Raw genomic sequence first — 22,611 nt, 5'->3', positions numbered from 1 at the left:
TTGAAGTATGCTACGTTAGAACAATAGTCCCCTATCCTGCATCCCCCGTCGTTTCACTTATGTTTGCCGCTTTCCTGCTCTCTACCCTACTATCTTTTTCGACTCCTTCCGATACGATTACTGATTACTACGACGTAGAAACCATTGCCACACCACCGGGACTGGTAGCCGAAACGGGTGGGCTAACCTTTTTGCCCGATGGGCGATTAGCAGCCTGCTTTCATCGCGGTGAAATCATGTTGTATAATCCTAAAACCAAAACCTGGAAACTCTTTGCTGAAGGCTTACACGATCCGCTGGGTATTTTGGCCGTCAGCAATCAGGAGCTATTGGTTATGCAACGGCCAGAGCTGACCCGAATTACGGACACAAACGGTGACGGCGTGGCCGATCGTTACGAGACCGTAACGGATCATTTTGGTATGTCGGGCAATTACCACGAGTTTGCATTCGGCCCCGTACGCGACGCTAAAGGAAACATCTATATCAGTCTGAACACCGCATCGAATGGGGCTGGTATTCGCGACGAGGTTCGCGGGAAATACGATCCTTTAGGGCGCCAGGGACGAATGTATGCCTGTGTGCCGTATCGTGGCTGGGTCATGCAAATTACACCCGATGGTACAGTAAAACCGTTCGCTAGCGGCTTTCGATCGCCCAACGGTATTGGATTTGATGCCAAAGGACGACTGTTCGTTACCGACAATCAGGGCGACTGGCTTGGAACAAGCAAACTCTACCACGTAGAAGAAGGCAAATTTTATGGGCATCCAGCCAGTCTGGTCTGGCGAGACGGTTTTCCTGATATTGACCCGCTTACCCTACCCGTTCACACGCTCGACAGTATGCGTACGGTGGAGTCGGTCGCTTTTCCACATGAGCTGATTGCTCATTCGCCTACTCAGCTCGTCACTGACAATACGGGCGGCAAATTCGGGCCTTTCGCCGGGCAGATGTTTGTAGGAGAGATGGACTTTTCCCGGCTCATCCGTATCCTTCCTGATGAAGTTGATGGTCAGATTCAGGGAGCCTGTATTCCTTTTTATGATCATGCTGGCGGTAAAAATCCGTTACGTATCGGCAATAACCGACTGGCTTTTTCGCCAGATGGCAGCTTATGGCTCGGGCAGGCCGACCACGGCTGGCTTGGCGATCGGGGGATTCAACGCATTCGGTATAAAGGAGGTGTTCCGCTGGATATTCTCAGCATGAAACTAACGCCAACCGGATTCGACGTTACGTTCACCCAACCGCTCGACGAATCAGCAGCTCGCGATCTGGCTAACTACCAGTGCCGCAGTTATTACTACGAATATCATCAGGCCTATGGTTCTCCGCAAAAAGATGTCCGATCGGTTTCGGTTTCGGATGTAACGCTTTCCACTGATCGCAAAACGGTTTCACTAACACTTAATGACCTGAAGATAAATCGTATTTACGAATTAAAGCTAGGCAATCTACTTGCTAATAACGGTCGACAGAAATTGGCTAATCATGCTGTTTTCTATACGTTGAATCGGTTGGTGAAATAAACCGTACCAGTTTAGCCGGATGTCGGTCAAACAGACGTGTTGTATCAACTGTCTCGTATTGTTCACCCACTAAACTAACCGAATCAGCAAGGTAATACGCTCCGGCCTGTCTTCGACTCGACAAACGTAGTATTTCTCCTCGGAAGGCGGCTATATGAAACGAGTTGACATCCGTGGCCCCTGTGCTGCCAATCGTTTCCTTGTAGCCATAGAGCGGTGCGCCCAAACTTTCGTGGGCAATACGCTCGGACTCCTTTTTGTAAAAGACGCGGGAAGCCAGCCGCCCCGGCAAGGCAATCCAGTTTAAGCTGATCCGCACAACGATCATCACCAACAGCATACGACGAAGCCGATTATTCTTATCCTGCCAAAGCGCCCAGGTGGCGATAGCCATCATCAAAAAAGCCGCTGTCGTTTTCCATCCAATTCCATCAATAAGTCGCGTTTTGGGGTGAACTAACGCCACCCAGCACCCTACCGTAACCAAAAGGCTCAACCCTAACCAGATTCGTTCGATCCATTTACGGGACGTGTCGTCGGGAGAGCTGAGTTCGTAGTAGCAATACGCCAAAACAGTAAAAACCAGCGGTAATTGGCCAATGAGATATCGGGCATAAACCTGTGGTGACGACCAGTAGACCCATATGTTGGCCAGAAAAACCACTACGTTAAACGCAATAAAGGAATTGGTACGTAGCACTGCCCAACTGTTAGCGCGAACAAGCAGCGCCAGCAACAGCATATACGGTACGAAATGATAAATCATCTCGAAGGGAAAAGTGAGCAAATGGAGCGCTGTTTCGACTACTCCGAACGTAACGACCGTTCGTTTGGTGCTTTCCTCAAACAGTACGTCCGCTACGTTACTCAGTGGGATATGATTCCGGCTAAAGTATGCCCAGTAATAGCTTCCTACGATAAGCAGGAATAAACCAATGCCAGCAAAATGAGCCGGATGCCATAAACGACGAAATTGCTTTGTATAAACAAACCAGCTTAGCAACGTAAAGCTCTGAAAAACAAGGGAGGGTAACCCCTTTGTCATAAAACCAATAGCTGTTAGCGCGTACGTTGCCAGAAAAAGCGCCCAATAATTGCCCCGGCGCTCAAAATGGTACACTAACATCATAGCTAAATACGTCAGCCAGGCAAATGGAATATCGATTGAACTCCAGAGCGAATCGTAAATAAGCACTCGTCCATTCGTTAATACCATCATGGCGACCACGAACGCTATAGCAGATGCGCTTTCTTTCCGGGCTGGTACATATTTACGTACGAAAAAAAAAATAGTCAGTCCCAAAAGAAGCAGAGAAACAGCCATTGGGAGTCGTAACGTAAAGGACGAGTAGTTACCTAAAAGTCGATAAAAAGCGATAATAACCCAGTTATAAAAAGGAGGCTTATTGAAATACAATTCCCCGTTGATGGTTGGCGTGATATAGTCGCCCGACAAAATCATTTCAAGAGCGACTAGAGCCCGCCTTGGTTCATCGGAGCTGGTATCGATTGGCAGATAGCCTAAATACGAAAATACGGCTATGATGAATAAGCCGATAATCAGCACGGGCCAACCGCTTATCGTTAAAATCTTTGGCACTTTTGTTTCAGAACTATGCCTCACAGATACTTTATGTTTACATTTTGACACAAAAAAAGGCGAACCATTGGTTCGCCCTTCACTTTTATCGAATTTCTTACTTACGAATTACCCAATGTCCGATCAGGTTCATTGGCCCGCGTAGCTGGTATAGCAGCATCATTTGTGCTTCGATTCCAGTCAGCATCTGGAACTTCCTGATCGTTTAGCAGGCTAGCTTCCTGATTGGGTGGCTGGTAGGCCGTCATAGGATCTTCTTTATCTACTGTGGCATTTTCAGCATCAGCGGGTAAAGCAGGCTGCCCCCATGAGGCTCGTCTGGCTTCTTCAACATCGGCCGCCGATGGCTCATCTTCTTCGGTGGCCCGAGCCTCTGCTGCCGCTACGTCACCGGGTACATCGGTATCCCGACTGGACGCTACGCGTGAAGGAAGTTCATTATCAAGATTCTTGTCATTCAATTGTGCTAACTCAGGAGCAATTCCCATCGTGCTATGCATTTGACGTGCTGCATAAGATTCGGTGCTCTCTTTGCGGATTTTGCTACTTACGCTCATAACGTTGATTAGTTTAGTGTTGAGTTGGTAAAATGGCCAGCGTCGAATCGCTGTCCGTTATTGGGTGTTGCCAGTTAATACGTAGGCTTATTATTTAGATCTGTTCCCGTTTGGGCAACATCACCATCAGTATCAACCTGAGATTGGGGAGCCTGTTCCGGTGACTCATCCTCATTATTCTGCTCTTTAGCCTCTTTCTCTGCTTCCGGAGTCCCCACCTGATCGGCAGAAGCGTAATCGTCAGGACCGCTGGTTGTTACGTCTACCATAGCAGTATTCGTCTTATCCTGACCTTCTACGGCACTATCAAGACCTTCCTGAGTAACCTCCATGGTACTATTTGTCTGGTCGCCCATCCGAAGAATACCATTTTTACTATCCATATCGGTACTACCGATAGCCCGGTCGTTACGGCCATCCTGTCCGCCCCTCACCTGCTGGCTATCGAGCCCATTGGCCGAATTTTCCTGGTCCTCCCAATGTTTGTTATCTTCTTTCCGACGATCAATGTCTGCACCATCAGAACCGAAGGGGCCTTCGGTCCGACCGCTTATTTGTGCACCATTGCGCTTTGCGTCCTTCGTGTCGTTTTTCATGGCGTTGAGTCATTTACTCTCTTAAAAACTCGTCAATTCTAAAAAAGTTTAGCTTATCTCTCACTTACTCAAGTATAGGGTCCGGGGCTAATACATGAGAACAGCATCATAATTAATGGCATATATCAAAGAAAGAGCAAAACAAAACCCAGACCACCGCTTAATAAATACACGTAACATAGACAATTAATCTACCCAATAAAAAACAATTTAAAAGTAGAAAAACACAATAAATTTCCTCTTTTCAGTATTATTTATTCGGCGGTATAGTGAGCTTACAAAAGGACTAAGTTCCTTTGTGTTCTCATTATCAGCTTATCAAAGCCACAGATATTTGTTAACGCTATTTTTAAAGCGTTTCATACTAGCAATAATTTAATAGTTGGATAAAGCGTAATGCAAAAAGCGGGCTGACCATGTTGGCCCACTTTTTTTATGCAGATGTATCAGCAAAAATCATCTGACAACTAGCTTGACAACAATTCCCCCCTCCATTTTAGTCGATCTGCTCTACCAGCTGTCGATTAGTCATTGACTACCCTCTTTCTCTGCTAGCTATTATAGAGCATTCCGGTAAAAAGCAATGCATTCTACTAATCCATCTTATAGGCATCAAACCTGTATTTGCAGTCTTATTGGAGAGTATGTATGGTAGCAATTATACTAGAGCATGATGCAAACAAGCTAAATTATGCCCTTGGTATTACCGCGATTTAAGCAATAAAAAGGGGAGGGTTATTTCTTTTTTATACCCAATATAAATAGAATAAAACATATTGATAGTACCTATATTAATCGCAAAAAACTAGCCATTATTTTAGGACATAGTATGCAGAATGAGATTCACATGCATAAGCAAAAATACTTAAGAAATGAAAACTAAAACAAATCGTCTTACACCTACTGAACGACATATCACAAAAGAATATATTAATAACGAAAAAGCACATAGCCTTTTGTTAAAAGAATAGATAAATAGAATTGACTTATTCGATATTACTTAAATAAAGCCTATTTTATTTATTCGTAAGTATAATCTCCTAAATACTTTTAAATCCCTCTATAAGCCAATACCAAATTACCGAAAATCTACCAATCTATACCACTGATTATCTGCAAGTTACCACAAAAATACTGACTATTGAATTTTAATTACAGATTAAAATTCAATTAATTTAAGATTAAAATTCAATTAAATAATTCCTCATAAAATTAACAAACGGTCTCTATTTAAATAAATCAGGCTTCAGAAGCGCTTGATTTAGGTCTAATCTATCTTACGAAAAACACCTCAAATAGTTAGAAAAAGCAGAATAAGCGAAGAGAATTTGGTAAAAAACAAGAAAGCTCAGTTAAATACATTACATATGAAATATTGACAAAATTTAACACCTATTTAATAAAGATTTCTTTTAATACCTTTGCTCTTAATTGCTTTTTAAAGCACTTCTTAACTTAAACTTTTTTTTATGCGTAAACTTCTATTAACACAGCTCTTGCTGTGTTTATTCGCACTGCCATTGCTGGCGCAGGATATTGCAGTCAGCGGTAAGGTCACGTCTGCAGAGGACGGATCAGTGCTTCCCGGTGTTAACATCACCGTTAAAGGAACGTCACGCGGAACTAGTTCAGATGCTTCCGGGTCGTTCCAGCTCAACGCCCCAGCCAACTCGACGTTGGTATTTAGCTTTATTGGCTTTACAAGTCAGGAAATTGCGGTAGGCAATCGCACAACGCTTTCCGTAGTAATGAATCCGGATGCTTCGCAGTTGCAGGAAGTGGTTGTAACAGCTCTAGGGATCTCACGCGAGAAGAAGGCGTTGAACTACGCCGTTCAGGATTTAAAATCAGATAAGCTAAACTTCGCACGGGATCAGAACGTAGGCAATGCGCTGGCCGGTAAGATTGCTGGCGTACAAGTATTGGGTCAGTCGGGTGCTAAATTCGGAAATCCGAACATCCGGATTCGGGGTGTAAACTCCCTGAGCGGTGGTGATCCACTATACGTAGTAGATGGCACACCTACCGACATCAGTCAGGTTAACATGGATGACGTTGAAAATCTGACTGTTCTGAAAGGCCCCTCAGCTACGGCCCTGTATGGTAACCGGGCTTCAGCCGGGGTTATTGTTATCACGACCAAACGTGCAAAGTCGGGTGAAACGCGGTTAGATATCAATCACAGCACTACGCTCGATATGGTCGCTCTGCTTCCAAAGTATCAGAATGAATACGGTGGTGGTTATTCGCAGGAGTGGGAAACCTTCCAGTACGATCCAAAAATCCACCCGGCGGCATGGTCATCGTTCAATGGACAAAAAATTCTGGATTACTCGGCCGATGAAAGCTGGGGACCTCGCATGGATGGCTCGCCACACCGGTCGGCCTTCTCCTGGCAGCAAGGGCCTGAGTTTGGCCAGCTAACGCCGTTCTCGCCACAACCGAACAATGTGCGCGAGTTCTTCGAGAAGCCAGTGAGCAATAACACGAACATTGCTTTCTCGAGAGGTACCGATGCGTTTCAGTCGCGTATTTCGTACACGCATATCATCAACAATGGTATTATTCCAAATTCATCACAAACTCGGGACTACATCAGTGCTAAGAATGCCATTACATTCGCCAAGAATCTGACGGCTAATCTGAATATTAACTATACATCAACTAACACAAAAAACCAGCCCGCTGACCGATACGGATCATCAGGCGGTACGTCTCCGCAAAACAGCGGCCTGACAGGAACAGGCTCTCCATTGACCATTAGCAACAGCGTATTGAATGGGTATAACCAGACAATGGGTATGTTTAACCAGTGGTTCCAACGTCAGCTAAAGATGGATGACCTTCGGAATTACCAAAACCCGGATGGTACGTTCCGTAGCTGGAACATTGGCGGCCCAACGGATCCTCATCCTAAATACTGGGACAGCCCCTACACGCAGGCGTATGAAAATACGAACACGAACCGCAGTGACCGGTTATTTGGCGACATTGGCCTGACGTATCAATTCACGCCTGCACTGAAAGCGTCGGCTACGGTACGTCGCGATCAGAATGCCTATTATCAGCAGGGACGTATTGCCATTGGTACCCTGAACGAAGGTGGCCTCGGTGGCTTCTCTACGCTGAATACAAACAGCCGCGAAAACAACTACGAAGTCCTGGTAAACTACAACCAGAACTTCAAAGACCTCTCGGTAGTTGCCAACGCAGGTGGTAACATTCGTTACAACCGTACGGACGTTCTGTTCCAGGCTACGCAGGGCGGTTTATCAGCACCTGGCTTCTACAACATCGCTGCGTCGATCAACCGACCGCTCTCGAATAACTACCTGTTCGAGCGTCAGGTAAATAGCGTATTTGGCAACGTAAGTCTTGGTTTCCGTGATTTCGTTTTTGTGGAAGCATCGATCCGTAACGACTGGTCATCAACGCTGCCTAAGGCTAATAATTCCTACCTGTATCCATCGATATCGGGTGGCTTGATTTTCACCGAGTTCATTGCCAAGAACAATATTCTGTCGTATGGTAAAATTCGGGCGGGTTATGCACAGGTAGGTACAGACGTAGGACCTTACCAGACAGCACTGGCTTATACTGCCGGTGTGCCTTATGGCGACAAGCCAACGGCCTTTTTGCCCGGTACCCTTCCAAACCCAAACCTTAAGCCTGGCTTATCGGAATCAGTTGAAGGCGGTATTGACCTTAAATTCCTGAATAACCGAATTGGTCTGGAGCTTACAGCGTACCAAAACAATAACAAGAACCAGATTATTCCACTGCCGGTAGCCCCAACCAGTGGCTATGCGAATGCCGTAGTCAATGCTGGCTTGATTCGTACGACGGGTCTGGAGCTGCATATCTATGCTAATCCAGTTCGTTCGCAGAGTGGATTTAACTGGGAATTCGATATCAATGCCGACCGGAACCGTACGGAGGTTGTGGAACTGGCCAGTGGCTTAACCAATTACCAGATCGATGGCCCACAGTGGCGGACACTGACCCTAAATGCACGCGCCGGTCAGGATTGGGGCTTACTCGTTGGACAGGGTATTCAGAAAGATGCTAATGGTCGTCCAATGGTTTACGGCAGCGGAGCTAACGCAGGTCTTTATATCAAACAGGACAACGTAGAACTGGGATCCGTACTGCCTAAATTCAAGGGTGGATGGCTGAATACGTTCTCGTACAAAAACCTGACGCTACGTGTCAACACCGATTTTGTGGTTGGTGGTAAATTCTTCTCGACGACTAAAATGTTTAATGCTGGCTCAGGTCTGGCTGCTGAAACTGCTGGTCTGAACGAATTAGGCAAACCACTACGTGACGATCCATCTACTGGCGGTGGCGTTCTGCTGGATGGCGTAACCGAAGATGGTAAGCAAAACACCACGCGTGTAGATGCTCAGAACCTGTATGAGGGCTGGTTGTTTGCTCTAAACGAGCGTTGGATCTACGACAAAACCTACATCAAACTACGTGAGGTATCGTTTGGCTATAACCTGCCAAACCGCCTGATCAACAAGTGGGCTAAATCAGTCAATATCTCACTGATTGCCCGGAATCCATTGCTGATCTATAGCGCTGTGGGTGGTGGTATCGACATTTCCGAATCAGAAACGATCTGGTATGAAGGTGGTCAGCTCCCTCCTGTTCGCTCATTTGGTGTTAACGTTCGGTTAGGCTTCTAAACAAACAAAAACAGCAGAGTTTATCCGAATAGGATACATGAGCTGTGCGTTTAAAAACGATAGTAAGAAACAATGAAAGGATATACATACACGCTTCTTGCGGGCCTATTGGTAACAACCGTTGCCTGCAATGATTTTGGGGATATGAACGTGAGCCCCAACAGCGCTCTATTTCCGAATACAGCCAGTTTGATGACCGGTGCCGAACGCGTCGTTGGTACGTTAAACTCGCAGGTTGGTCCTGGTGGCTTTAATATCGCTCCTGCTCTGTACGTACAACAGTTTTCTGATGTTACCTACATTGAGGACTCGCGGTATAAAACCATCAACTTTAGCTACAATACCATTTACGGCGCTTCGGGGTCAGGCGCTAATACGGGCGCACTGGTAGACCTCCAGCAGGTAATTGATCAGAATACAAATGAGGCAACACGCGGTGGCGCTGCTACGTATGGCTCTAATGCTAATCAGATTGCGATTGCCCGTATTCTGAAGGCATACATCTATCAGTTCATGACTGATCGGTGGGGCGATATTCCCTACACGCAGGCACTGAAAGGTGACCAGAATTTCTCGCCCGCTTTCGACAAGCAGCAGGCTATCTACACAGACCTGTTTAAGGAATGGAAGGCTGCGGCTGCTCAGTTCGATGGCGGAGCGACTGTATCAGGCGATATCCTGTTGTCGAGCAATGCTACGCGCTGGAAAAAGTTTGCGGCTTCGTTACGTCTGATTGCTGCGCTACGTCTGTCGAAAGTTGATCCGGCCACCGGAAAAGCCGAATTTGCGGCTGCTCTGGCCGATGGTGTATTGGCATCTAACGCCGACAATGTACAGTACAAGTTTTTGGCTGATGCCAACAACGAGAATCCATTGTACGCCAACTATGTTCGGTCGAACCGTAAGGATTTCGCACTGAGCAGTACGTTTGTCGATTATCTCAAAAAATTGAGTGATCCGCGTTTACCTGTTTATGCCGCGCCAAATCTTAAGGGCGAAATCGTAGGAGCACCCTATGGCGTTTTCCCGGCTCCCGGTAAAGCGCAGGATTATTCGCTGGCTGGTTCAGCAATTAGCGCCCAAACGGCCCCAGTCAACCTGATGACTTACGCCCAGGTGCTATTTGCGCAGGCTGAAGCGGCTAAACTGGGCTGGATAGCGGGCGATGCCAAAACGTTGTACGAATCGGCCATTAAAGCGTCGATGCAGCAGTGGCTGGGCTCAGCGTTTTCGGATGCTACGTTCGCTACGTATATCGCGCAGCCTGACGTAGCCTATACGGACGCTAAAGCAATCGAGCTGATCAGCAATCAGCGTTGGGTCGCTCTTTTCTTCCAGGGTACTGAAGCCTGGAGCGAATGGCGCCGGACCGGTTATCCAACCCTGAAACCATCGCCAAGCCCGCTAAATGGTGGAACTGATATACCTCGTCGTCTGGCTTACCCTGTAACCGAAACGACGCTGAACGCGGCTAACTATGCCGCCGTAACAGCTAGTCAGGGTAAAGATGATCAGTACACCCGTGTATGGTGGGATAAGAAATAGCGTTCTGTCTTTCTACACAAAAAGAGGGGGCCGATACTTTCGGCCCCCTCTTTTTGTTTTGTCCTCTAGGTATTCATCGAGCGCTAGAATCTAGTGAATGAAATACCTAAAATAACCCTTTCTGCTTTTATTCTTTAATTAACAGCCACACCAAAATACTAAATAAAACCAACCCCAACGTAATGGGTAATGATTTTCGCCAGTTTCCGAAAAATCGTTGGAGATACAGAAAAAAACCAACAACAGAAACAATATACACAGTAGCACTTATTGCATATACTGTATGAATCTCATATTGCCCGATGGTAGAAAAAAGATAGAAAATAGTTATTATGCAAACAACAATTGCGGTACGTAGAATCCAGACTGGAACCATTAGCCCAACAAGTAAATCAAATAATATATTTCAAATACAAATTAATAAAAAAATAAATGCATTCGGGCAAGTAAAGACAGGTTTGAGAAGCTGCCTCTACTTGCCCGAATGCATTTATTATAAACCTGCCTTCAGACTCTATTCAATTACGAAATCGTTTCCGTTGAGGTGATTGTTTCCGGTTTACTTTTGCTGGTGAGTTCAGCCAGTAATTCATCGACATTTACCGTAGCAAAACTGCTGGCATAGTCAGACATGGCATAGGGTATGATCAGTTCACGGCCATTGATTAATCCGCCACAGCTATACACTACGTTCGGCACATATCCCTCCCGTTCGTTTTCGTCCGGACTCAGTAAGGGCTCTGTTGTTCGGCCAATCACAATACTGGGGTCATTCAAATCTAACAGAAAGGCACCAATCGCGTATTTACGCATAGGCCCTACGCCGTGGCTCAACACCAGCCAACCGGCTTCGGTTTCAATAGGCGATCCGCAGTTTCCTAGCTGGACGTATTCCCAATGATACGTCGGTTTTAACAGAAGTTCTTTTGTTTGCCAGAAGTACAGGTCTTCAGAATACATCAGATAGATGTTTTCGCCATCCTGACGGGAAATCATGACGTAGCGTCCATCAATTTTTCTTGGAAACAGCGCCATACCTTTGTTTGATACTTCGGCCCCATTTAACGTACTGACGGTGAAATGCGTAAAGTCCTTAGTTTCGAGCAATTGAGGAAAGGTAACTCGACCATTATAAGCAGTGTACGTAGCGTAATACGTTACTTCGCCGTCATCGTCGGTGAACTGCACAAACCGCGCATCTTCAATTCCATTTGTTTCATTAGGCGAGGTAGGGAAAATACAACGTTCGTCGAGGCTTTGGTCTTCTTCGAAGTGAATTTCATAATTCGACTTTGCCAAGGCCAGCAAACCACTGGCAATGGTCTCGTACTCAGCATTATATCGATACTGAGCAGAAACGCGCTTTATTTGCTGTTCGAGTTCGGGCAAACTAAACTCGTCGCCCAGCCCGATCATCATTTTTTCCTGAATACTGTTTTCGAGCCGAAGTTCGTAGAGTTTCCGCTCGAACTGGGCCCGGTTGAACCGATGATTGGGGACGATTTCGGGCGACGTAACGTAGCGTGATGGTTTGCGCAACACGATTTTACCTTCTTCGTCAATATACCCCATCCGAAAGGATATCGACGATACGTGTCCTTCACCGGTAGCTCTCAGACTTAGAATAAATCGTTTATAGCCCGGTGGGACGTTCGTCTGATCGGGATGCCAGATCATGGAGGGATTAAACAGAGCCGCCGATTCGAGCGAGTACTCCATTGTAAAATAAGCCCCTAAAAGCAGCTTTCGCTCCAATGTCAGGGGCTCATCAGTCAGCAATTGCGGCTTAATCTGCTCAAATCGCTGTAATAAAAAACGCTCCAGTTTGTAGTGACGTCCGCCAAATTCCCGAATAACTTCGTCAAGTTTCAGAGCTACTTCTTCGTCGGTCATTCCGCCAACCCGAGCAATAATTTTTAATGTGCGAGTGGTGCCTCCTAGTTCAAATGGGCGAAACAGAACACGTGTAGGGTCGGGCCGTAGCACAATGCCAGTACGAGTTGCTTTTATACTCATCTATGTTACGTTACTAAATGATCAGATCGTTGATTGGTTGAATTTAGGCGATTACGCTTACATTCAATCAGTCAACGATCCGATTATTTAATTCTTATCCGTTTACGAGTGAAGAAATAGCGACATTTACGGATTTAACTTCTTTCCGCTGTTTCTGAACACTATATAATTCGGCTAATGCCAGGAGATACGACAATGTGGACTCAGCTCCCTGATTCTGATTAACCCGGTCAATATGCAAACCATCGCGACAACCGCCCGTTTGCGTATCGTACAGGGGCAACCCTAAATCATTTAAACCAGAGAACCACTTGAATACCCGAATGGCAGTCCGATGCCACTGCTCATCGCCCGTTAGCTCAAAAGCCGCCAGACAAGCCGAAACCGTGCTCTGCGCTTCCAACGGTTGCTGGTCAAAATAAGCCCGAGTTTGGCCTTTTGTGTAGAATCCATTGGAACCGATAGGCTGAAAATGACCGCGTTCAGACGTCTGCAAATCCACCAGCCAACGTAACGATTTTAAACCTATTTCAGCTAAATGCGACACACCGGATCGGATTAGTACGTGGGCCAGTACGGCGTTATCATACGACAGTACGTTTTCGAACCAGGGCCACTCATCGGTTGCCGTTTCGGTGTAACGGAACATTAATTTATCCAGTAACTGCCGTTGAATGGTTTTCGCCAGACGGTCGTCGTTGAATTTTTTCTGATATTCATAAATACCAAGTAAGGCAAACGCCCAGGCTCTTGGCGACGACATATCCGTGACGGATGGCAGTACTTTTTCCATAAGGCTCATAGCCCAGGTAGACGTATTTCGATCAACGGCTCGCCCAATACAAACGCCTAATGCCCAAATAGTACGTCCGGTACTATCGTCCGAACCAACCTCTTCGAGCCAGCGACGATCATAGCTCATAAAATTGCGGAAGCGTCGATAATCGTCCGTATAAGCGTGATTTAGAAAAGCACAATAATCATCGGATGCCTGCGCTAGTTTCTGACTTCCCAAACCGGCCTCCTGGACCATAAGCGCAAGAATCAGTGCTCTGGCATTATCGTCCGTGCAGTAGCCTTCTTCATAAAAAGGCAGATGAAAGCGCGCATGCTGTGCAATCCCGGTAGAATCGGTCAGGCGGAAGAGATGATCCAGCCGTAAAGCCGGTAATTTATAGGCCGAACTACCGTTACCACCCATATCGTATGGCGTCTGATTATTGATTGTACTCATCCGCTCGCGACGGGCTTTAGCAAACGATCCGGCATACTCCTGAATGACGCGCTCCCAAATCATGTCGCGGCCCATCATATACCCTTTTTTACGCATAGCATGACGGGCGGGCTCGTCGGCCAGTAGATTAATGATCTGGTCGGCAATGGCGTCTGAGTCCCCAAACGGAACCAGCACTCCACGTCCATCGGCCAGTAATTCTTCTGCATGCCAGTAGGGCGTCGATACAACTGCCTTGCCGCAACCAAATGCATACGATAAGGTTCCTGACGTAATCTGAGCAGGATTGAGATAAGGTGTAATATAAATGTCGGCGGCACCCAGGTATTCCAGCAAATCATTCAGCTCTGCAAATTCATTATAGAACCGAACATTCTCAAGAACCCCACAGTCAGCAGCCAGTTTGGTAAGGCTATCCCGATACGCTTCTCCTTCATGACGGATCAGGTGAGGATGGGTAGCTCCCAGAACCATATAGACCAGATTCGGAAAACGTTCTACGATACGTGGTAACGCCCGAATTACGTTTTCAATACCCTTGTTTGGCGACAAAAGTCCAAACGTCAACAGAGTTTGTTTGCCTTCCATGCCGAAACGGTCCTTGTGGAAATGCGGATCAACAAATGGCATATCGGGAATACCATGCGGAATCAGGTCGATTTTTTCTTCGGGTATCTCGTAGATATTGATCAAAAAATCCCGGCCTTTCTCCGACATACAAATCACCCTCGAAGAAAGATCAGCAATGCTTTTCAGGACCAGTAACTGTTCTTCATTCGGGTTTTTCAGAATAGTATGAAACGTAGTTACAACGGGCATGGTGAGGTTACGCAGAAGCGTTAGGATATAACTTCCTGCTGGCCCTCCAAAAATGCCATATTCATGTTGCAGACAAACAACTTCCGTATCTTTTGCATTCAGGAACTCAGCCGCTTTTCGGTAGGCTTCCTGATCATGCTGATAGAAATCGTATCGTACTTCACTTGGATAATCATAACCCTCCTGGGTATCGTTTACCGATACAACCATTGCTCTGGAGTTAGGTATGAATGAATTATAGGACTTATAAAGATCAGAAGTAAACGTAGCGATGCCGCATTGCCGAGGAAGGTAATCGCCAATAAAGGCCACATTTTTAGGGTTGTGGGTCCAAACAACCGAATCAGTTGCATGCGTTGTCATAGCCGTTGAGTAATTGTTAAGCCCAGAATCAGAAATTCAACAGGCAACCGGGAACACGGTTCATTAACTATTAATCATCTATTAGGCTATTTTGTTTAGCACTTAAACTCACTTTTTCCGTTTCCTCATTTCTACCTCCGCCCTTGAATTTAAATTATCCAACAAATAATTTCTTTCACCACATTTAAAGAACTAAAGCAAAAAATAAAATGCCCGTTGCCTATATACGTAGCAACGGGCATCAAATAATTTCTCGATAAACAACCCCATCAATAAACGTTTTTCTAGCTGGCTTTGCGCTACCGACTAAAAATTCGGTTGGGTGCCAATTTTACGTAAACAGGCTGAAGCCGATCGTTAGCCCCCGTATATTCGAGGTGGGGGTTGAATTCGTAATAGGTTAATTCTATGTCTTCAATATCGCTGAATGAAAAAATCTGCCAGCGATTGTCTGTCTTTGTGTAGAGCGTAGGTGTCACATCACGGCAGAAACCGTAAAGGCTGGGCATCTGGCTTTCCTTGTGTAAACCAGCCATATAAGGTTCTATAGTGCGCCAAACGTTGTTATACTTGATTTGTATAACCCGATGATCGGTTATTGCAGTACCAATAACCGTAAGGAAGTGATTTTGTAGTTGTGGGTTCATTTAAGAGGTAGTTTATGGCTGAAAAGAAAGTAGATCATGTAGAACGTTATTGACATGACATATTACACCATATAGTATGCCAAAACCTTCATATACGCATTTTTTTCCTACTTTATTTTTTTGACAACTATTAATCAATTAAAGATCAACCTATTACGGCTTTAACTCAATAGCTTTAACCCCGAATCAAAGCTACTTATTCTTTAAAAGGTCCTGGATCATCTGCTCGACCTTTAGCAACCTTTGTTTAACTTCTTGTAACTCTAACTCCTGAGATTTATTCACCTTTTCTAACTGAATACTATAAAGTGTTAACTCTTCGATTTTCTCTAAAAGTTTGGCATTAATCTTGCCTAGATCTAACCCCTCTTTTGTTACATCTTCTGCCGAAGGAATGCCAGGTAAGTGCTTGTACTTCCGTACGTATGCTTCTATCTCAGCTAAAGGTTTTAGCGTATAGTTCGCGGCAAATACGTAATCAGCCCAGTCAGCAGAGTTTTTAATGGCAACTTTTACTCGCTCCGTTAAAATTCCTTCTTCCACAAACAGTTTATAACCAGCGGGTAATTTGCTGATGGTATTGCCAATAACAACGGCCTCACCACCCGTGTTTTGCAACGTAGCACCGTTACGTTGCCAGAGTGCATCTGCTGTATCTTCCGACACGCCCACACGAGCCCCGGCTGCCAGACTAGCCAGGACGATGTTACCAGCGGCATCTACAGTCAGGAATTTACGGGCCGCAATACTGGCTGGCGACGCACTCGTCAAATTCGTTATTTTAATCCCAGAACTGCCCCCTACGCCACTCGTGACTTCAAGTCTGGCCGTAGGAGCCGTAGTTCCGATGCCTACATTGGCACTGTTTCCTAATATAAGCGAATTGTTGGCCGTTACTTTAGCATTTGCACCAATAGCCGTTGCATTTATAAGATTGGCAGCTCCAGCATCGGCCCGGAACCCAAGAAATGTATTCGTTGACCCTCCTACATTTCCCCTACCCGATTCAACGCCAATACTTACATTACTGGCCCCATTTACGCCAGCGGCATTAGCGGCATTAACCCCCAGATAAATATTGGAACCGCCAGTTGTATTTCCGGCACCAGCATTATCGCCAATAAAGATGTTTGCCGAACCCGTTGTATTATTGAAGCCCGCGTTCGTACCCGTAATCAGGTTGTTGGAGCCGGTCGTATTATTAAAGCCAGCCTGTACCCCCAAAAATGTATTCAGATTCCCTGCAGTAGTGTTTACGCCTGTACGATACCCAATAAACGTATTAGCCCGGCCATTGCTGTAAAATCCGGCCGAATCACCAATAAAGGTAGCCTGTATTCCTGTCGTATTGGAGAAGCCGGCTTTTGCCCCCACAAAGGTGTTCGAGGATACAAGATTCTGATAGCCAGCGGAGTCGCCTACTGCTACGTTATTCAGACCAGCTTTATTCGCATACAGGGCTCTCACCCCTAATCCGACATTCGCGTAACCCGTAGTGATGGAAAATCCAGCCTCGGTTCCGGCAAAAAGATTATTGGTTCCGGTAACACCTGTTCCATTAGAACCAGTCACGGAAGACGTATTGGTGGTAGCCAGCACAAGTTGGTTTGCAGCATCCGCCACACGTACTGTAAATGACTGAATACCCGTCGATGTCAAGCTAGTAACAGTCGCCGTATTACCAGTCAACGTAATAGTACCTGGGCCACTAAAGGTGTAACTGTATGGAGGAGTTCCTCCCGTCGCCATTGCCGATAACGTGGTTCTACCACCCACTACCGGACTCATGGTTAACGTTACGGCCAAAGGAGCTGATGGGCCGGGTAAGGTACTTAAATCAAAACGAGCTAAAACCGGGTTATGACCCGACGTAGTAGACGTATAAGGCCCTTCGATGCCTGTTTCGGGAAGGAATACAGCGGCCGAATTAGGGACATAGGCCGAGTCCAGCGCCCTCGACATGATAATATGGTCAACGAAACTGGCTCCGGTAGTAAAAGTTACGCAGGATGATGTTTCAAGTGGTTTCGTCACGATCTGATAGTTCCCAGTATCAGCAGTAAAAGCACTATACGAAGAAGGTCTGCCAGATGTAAGTGAACTATTTACCTGATCGGCAAAATCCCCCAGAATGATCAGATTAGCATTGGCATAATTTCGGTCGAGTTCAGCCTTTAAATCATTTATGTCACTTGCACGACGCTCATAATCGGACGTAGTATTTCCCGATTTGGCATGCACGCCCACCACATGAATTTTTCTGGTGATACCGTTAATCGTTATGTTGGCTACAAATAAGTACGGCAGTCGTCCAGACGACCAGGCGTTAGAACCCGGATAGACATATTTATCGGCAAGCAGTGGTTTACTTTCCGCTAAAATAGGGGTAACCGTGGCTCGGTTATAAAGTACACATACTTTTTGAGCGTATTTACCAGGGCCAGCAATTGTCCCATCACTGTTAATAATCTGGTCGCAGTCGCTTTGAAAATAGTTCGAAAACTTATCCGAGCAAACATAACTGTAACTCCCCGGCAAGGATCGAACAACGCTGGCATAACGGGCCTCATCGCTGACTTCTTCCGTTACCACGATATCGGCATTTAACTTTTGAAGTACCGTTTTAACATTTCGGGTCTGCTTCTCTTCGTCAATAGGCCCCTGGTTATTATAGGGTCGATTGAGAGGGGCAGTTGTACACGTAACAGAACCTGCACTAGCCCCAAAATAGTCAAGGTTCCACGTACTGATATCGAACGTCTGATCTGTCGATAGAACGGAGCCTCCACATGTCTGGTCTACCGAACTGGCTCCGGCAATATCGGTCAACAGGCGAGGTACTAATTGCGACACATTAATTGTTCCGCTGGTAATGTGGTCCACGATTGCCGTAACGCTTACGGCTCCGGCTGGCTTTGACGCTCCATTCAGCTCGGATGAACCATTGATAAAAAGCAATCCTGTTCCGGAAGCCGACAACAGCGGATAGGTAGTGGTAGCAAAAGCCGCTCCGCTTCCACCGATAGTTGTACTTTGAACGTTAACCAGCTGACCTTCATAGTCGGGCAGCTGGCTAATACGCACTAGTCGGGGGGTAGGTATCTGGGGTGCTCCGGATACAATAGTGTAGCTCGTAAAATCAATCTCTCTGGCTCCCTGATAGGTATTCACAGGCCCCGCAACCTGAATCGAATCCCCCAACTGCACTTGATTGCCCACAGCAGTTGTACTATTAAACACAGAAATACCTCCTGTTGCATCCTGAATGTAGAAGAGTTTACCCCCAAACTGGCTGCTTACCGTAACGCGGCCAGCAACCTTACCTCCGGGCAAGGTTGCCGTCGATGTTCGGTTAGGCAAACTGCGGGCCTGCAGTATTGTCCCTATACCTATAGATGCATTTTGCACAACGCCATTTACCGCAACCGCCGTACTGATAGGCCCGGCAGTATTACTGGTGGTATGCGTAATCACTGCACTTATAGAGCCAGCCGCTGCTCCTGTTAACCGTACCCGAACAACTGCATTTATGTTACCAGCCGTTGGAGTTATGGAAATAGTCGGCGTATAAACAGCTCCCGTAGGTGCGTTACTAATTTCAATACCAGCCGAAGCCGATAACGTAACAGGAGCGGTTATATTCCGCCCCGTAAGCGTATATGTTGCCGGTGCTGATGCAATACCGACTGTTGTAGAAAGGTTAGTAATACTGGATGGAGTTGCCGCCAGCGTAACGCTGGATGGCGAACTACTTGTCAACGCCATTATCGATACGTCGTCAATAGCTAACCCGTGATCATCGCCCGGATGATCAGCATCATACCAACGTAGCATTATCTCAGATCCGGGAGGCACCGATAAGCCAGTAAGTAAGCTGGTTCGAACACTCCGGTTAACTATAGCATTGCCATCAATGGGGCCAACGGCTACTGAGGTTCCCGAAACAGGACTCGTAAAATCTAAAGCCGATACGCTTGTATACCCTGGCGGAACAGCCTCATTGGTCGGCATACTTAACGTTAGAATTGGCGTCGCCGACACGAGATAAGCGAACGTAATTGATTGCGCGGCCGCTCCACTATTTCGCCATTGCTCGCCTACGTAACGAACCTGAAGGGATGTAATCGTTGCTCCTGTATTATTTTTCAAACGAATACCGTACGCTACGTTACTGGAAACCTCTCCATCGCTTATAGCACCTAGCGCCCGATCTGCGTTTGTACCGGTACCATAGCTGTAAATATTACCGGCGTTCGACGATCCATCATTAGCTACAATAGAAACGCCTGTCCCATTCCGTTCGGCATGAACCCCTACGATTAAGGTATTCTGAGCAAACACAGCCGATCCACTTGCGGGTAGGGTATTAAAATTTTGAGTTATAGACGTTCCGGGAGTTGTTATTGATTGCTGTGCGGTAGCAGACACAGAAAAAAAAACACACAGAAAAAACAGCAAATACAATCGCCCGTAGAGATTATCCATAATGCCAGCGAATAGAAGATTAGTATAACAAAGCTACCATCTTCGCTGACAAACGCCATATTACAGCCAATTTCAGGCTGGATTTTTATTTTTCGTAGTACTTTACGCTAAAAGCTACATTTACTGTTTCTACGTAACATAATATATACACAAATTAGAATTTTTGCATATCTATACTTCCTCTAGTAACGTATCAAATGATAAAAATTGATTGGTAAAGCGGTCGACGATCCGTTGTTGCATGTCATCCGCATACTGATTCAGATAGGTAAAATAATCCTCCATGGCGTTGAAGTCAAGCTGTAGGGAGTACGTAGCGCCACCATTATCAACTTCAGTAAGCAGACGTAATATCCTGTAACTGGCAGGAATTTCCGTCGCTATGATAGTTGGAATGTGATCAGTTTTTATCCAGTGAAGCCATTCTTTCTCTACTTCATTAGCAACACTATAGGTCGTATTATATAGAATCATAAGTATCAAACGCTAATAACTGCCGTAAGTTAGCTTTTTGGTTGTTTCTTTACGGCAAAAAATTAACCTCTATTATGTATACTGGACTAGTACACGCACATTCTGGATTACGCTGGATTGCCCTCCTTTTATTAGTTGCAGCTGTCCTGACAGCCGTAATGAAATGGCAGGGTCAGGGTAATTATACCGATGGGAATCGTAAGCTTTACCTGTTCACCTTAATCAGTGTTCACCTGCAGCTTGTTATAGGCTTACTCTTATACTTCATCAGCCCCAAAGTTGATTTCAGTATGATGAGCGATAAACTATACCGATTCTATACGGTAGAGCATATCAGTGGTATGCTGGTTGCTATTGTGCTCATAACCATAGGCTATTCCCGTTCAAAACGTGCCCTCAATGCTAGTACCAAGCAACGGCTTATTGCCATATTTTACGGTCTTGGGTTGCTCCTTGTTTTAGCCATGATTCCGTGGCCGTTCCGGGGTTTAGGCGCAGGCTTATTTTAATTGACTTGAGCACAAATGTTGTTGATAACGATCTTTGTGCTCAAGTACTATTACAGTTCAGCCAAATACTGGGCCATTTCCACTTGCAAGGCCTGGGCTTCAGCTCGGGCACGGTCGGCAAAATCGTCTGCGCTGGATGCATACAAAATGCTCCGCGACGCATTAACCAACAAGCCTCCTGCTTTTGTTAGTCCCCGACGAGATACCTCAGCCAGCGAACCTCCCTGCGCCCCTACGCCTGGCACGAGCAAAAAATGATCTGGGGCAATCTCCCGAATCCGACTAACAACATCAGCCTGCGTTGCGCCTACAACAAACATAAGTTGCTCATGGCTAGCCCAGGTTTGCGCCTTTTCGATAACGATTTCGAATAATTCCTGCTCGCCAACCGGCTGCCGTTGAAAATCAGCGCTACCTACATTAGAGGTCAATGCCAATAGAATAACCCACTTACCATCATACTGTAAGAATGGGGTTACGGAATCATGGCCCATGTATGGTGCAACAGTTACTGAATCAAAATCCAATCCAGCAGCTGATGGATCAAAAAAAGTACGAGCGTATAAACTCGACGTATTGCCAATATCCCCGCGTTTGGCATCAGCAATTGTGAAGCACTCTGAAGGAATATAGTCCAGCGTTCGTTGCAGGCTTTCCCAACCACGAGGCCCCTGCGCTTCGTAGAAAGCGATGTTGGGTTTATAGGCAACCGCAAAATCGGCGGTAGCGTCGATAATAGCCCGGTTAAAAGCAAACACGGGGTCAGATTCAGTTAATAAATGCCTGGGTAGTTTAAGAGGATCTGTGTCGAGACCAACACAGAGATACGATTGCTTCAGAAAAATTTGACTACTTAATTCGTTGTATGTCATATTTGTTTGATAGCCCCATAGAATAAAATAGGATTAGGGCAAAGGTACAAACTACGCTTTCGCTTTTGTAGATTTGCACGAGCAAGACCAGTATTATTTATCAGTCAACTATTCTCTATGCAAGTTCGTGAAACGGCTATTAGCGGCCTAATTGAACTAATTCCTCGCGTATTTGAAGACGAGCGCGGGTACTTTTTTGAGTCGTATAATAAAGTCCTATTCTCTTCACTGGGCTTGCCAATGGATTTTGTGCAGGATAACCAGTCGTTTTCGGTAAAGGGAGTTCTTCGCGGACTACACATGCAAAAGGAGCCTTTTGCACAGGGCAAGCTGGTTCGGGTGATCACCGGTCAGGTTCTCGACATTGCCGTCGATTTACGCCCCGATTCGCCTACCTTCGGTCAGTACGAAACCTTTTTGCTGGATGCAAAAATCGCTAACATGGCTTATATACCTGAAGGATTTGGCCACGGTTTCGTTGCCTTAGAAGACAGCGTTTTTAGCTACAAGTGCACAAACGTGTATAACAAAGCATCCGAAACCGGGATTATCTGGAACGACCCGGACTTGAACATCGATTGGGGTATCAATGACCCAATTGTTTCAGACAAGGATATGGAGCTTAAAACGTTACGTGACGTTTTCCCCCACGTAGCCGTGTAATTCCTTTC

14 protein-coding genes are annotated in these 22,611 nt (G+C 46.0%); 5 read left to right on the top strand and 9 right to left on the bottom strand.

What is annotated here, in order from left to right; all coding sequences use genetic code 11:
• Window positions 1-59: 59 nt before the first annotated feature.
• The gene (locus GK108_RS07735) at window positions 60-1,532 is read left to right on the top strand and encodes a PQQ-dependent sugar dehydrogenase (RefSeq protein WP_163945272.1); all 1,473 of its coding nucleotides are present in this window, start codon (window positions 60-62) and stop codon (window positions 1,530-1,532) included.
• Here GK108_RS07735 and GK108_RS07730 read toward each other — a convergent pair.
• From GK108_RS07730 to GK108_RS07720, 3 genes are all read right to left on the bottom strand, one after another.
• The gene (locus GK108_RS07730) at window positions 1,489-3,132 is read right to left on the bottom strand and encodes an ArnT family glycosyltransferase (RefSeq protein WP_317166494.1); all 1,644 of its coding nucleotides are present in this window, start codon (window positions 3,130-3,132) and stop codon (window positions 1,489-1,491) included. The two genes, GK108_RS07735 and GK108_RS07730, sit on opposite strands and share 44 nt — an antisense overlap.
• 101 nt (window positions 3,133-3,233) lie before the next feature.
• Entirely contained in the window at window positions 3,234-3,689 is a 456-nt protein-coding gene (locus tag GK108_RS07725) for a hypothetical protein (RefSeq protein WP_163945267.1), read from the bottom strand.
• Between the two features lie 74 nt (window positions 3,690-3,763).
• Window positions 3,764-4,285: a hypothetical protein gene (locus GK108_RS07720; RefSeq protein WP_163945265.1), complete on the bottom strand. Its 522-nt coding sequence runs from the start codon at window positions 4,283-4,285 to the stop codon at window positions 3,764-3,766.
• A gap of 1,469 nt (window positions 4,286-5,754) precedes the next feature.
• Here GK108_RS07720 and GK108_RS07715 point away from each other — a divergent pair.
• Complete coding sequence (locus GK108_RS07715; protein WP_163945262.1) at window positions 5,755-8,976, top strand: SusC/RagA family TonB-linked outer membrane protein; 3,222 nt, start codon at window positions 5,755-5,757, stop codon at window positions 8,974-8,976.
• 72 nt (window positions 8,977-9,048) lie between these two features.
• A complete protein-coding gene (locus GK108_RS07710; protein WP_163945258.1) occupies window positions 9,049-10,521 on the top strand; it encodes a SusD/RagB family nutrient-binding outer membrane lipoprotein in 1,473 nt (490 codons plus the stop codon).
• Between the two features lie 522 nt (window positions 10,522-11,043).
• Here GK108_RS07710 and GK108_RS07705 read toward each other — a convergent pair.
• The 5 genes from GK108_RS07705 to GK108_RS07685 form a co-directional block, all read right to left on the bottom strand.
• Window positions 11,044-12,537: a glycoside hydrolase family 130 protein gene (locus tag GK108_RS07705; protein WP_163945256.1), complete on the bottom strand. Its 1,494-nt coding sequence runs from the start codon at window positions 12,535-12,537 to the stop codon at window positions 11,044-11,046.
• A 94-nt stretch (window positions 12,538-12,631) separates the two neighbouring features.
• Window positions 12,632-14,953 carry a glycosyltransferase family 4 protein gene (locus GK108_RS07700; RefSeq protein WP_163945253.1) on the bottom strand — a complete coding sequence of 774 codons (2,322 nt, stop codon included), beginning with the start codon at window positions 14,951-14,953 and terminating at the stop codon, window positions 12,632-12,634.
• Between the two features lie 299 nt (window positions 14,954-15,252).
• A complete protein-coding gene (locus tag GK108_RS07695) occupies window positions 15,253-15,600 on the bottom strand; it encodes a WYL domain-containing protein (RefSeq protein WP_163945251.1) in 348 nt (115 codons plus the stop codon).
• A gap of 192 nt (window positions 15,601-15,792) precedes the next feature.
• Window positions 15,793-20,085, bottom strand: a complete 4,293-nt coding sequence (locus tag GK108_RS07690) for an endonuclease/exonuclease/phosphatase family protein (RefSeq protein ID WP_163945248.1) — start codon at window positions 20,083-20,085, stop codon at window positions 15,793-15,795.
• A 171-nt stretch (window positions 20,086-20,256) separates the two neighbouring features.
• Window positions 20,257-20,559, bottom strand: coding sequence for a DUF4286 family protein (locus GK108_RS07685; protein WP_163945245.1), 303 nt, complete (start codon window positions 20,557-20,559; stop codon window positions 20,257-20,259).
• 74 nt (window positions 20,560-20,633) lie between these two features.
• Between GK108_RS07685 and GK108_RS07680 the strand changes: the two genes are divergently transcribed.
• Window positions 20,634-21,068 (top strand): cytochrome B, encoded by a 435-nt coding sequence (locus GK108_RS07680; RefSeq protein WP_163945242.1) that lies wholly within the window; start codon window positions 20,634-20,636, stop codon window positions 21,066-21,068.
• Window positions 21,069-21,118: 50 nt separating this feature from the next.
• On the opposite strand, the gene pyrF is transcribed toward GK108_RS07680, so the two are convergent.
• Entirely contained in the window at window positions 21,119-21,940 is an 822-nt protein-coding gene (gene pyrF / locus GK108_RS07675) for an orotidine-5'-phosphate decarboxylase (protein WP_163945239.1), read from the bottom strand.
• Between the two features lie 117 nt (window positions 21,941-22,057).
• On the opposite strand from pyrF, the gene rfbC reads away from it, so the two are divergent.
• On the top strand, window positions 22,058-22,603 hold the full coding sequence (gene rfbC / locus GK108_RS07670) for a dTDP-4-dehydrorhamnose 3,5-epimerase (protein ID WP_163945236.1): 546 nt from the start codon (window positions 22,058-22,060) through the stop codon (window positions 22,601-22,603).
• Window positions 22,604-22,611: the final 8 nt, after the last annotated feature.

It is taken from the genome of Spirosoma terrae, assembly GCF_010435915.1.
Classification (GTDB): domain Bacteria; phylum Bacteroidota; class Bacteroidia; order Cytophagales; family Spirosomataceae; genus Spirosoma; species Spirosoma terrae.
The sequence above is the reverse complement of the archived record's forward strand: the minus strand, read 5'-3'. Positions and strand labels throughout refer to the sequence as shown.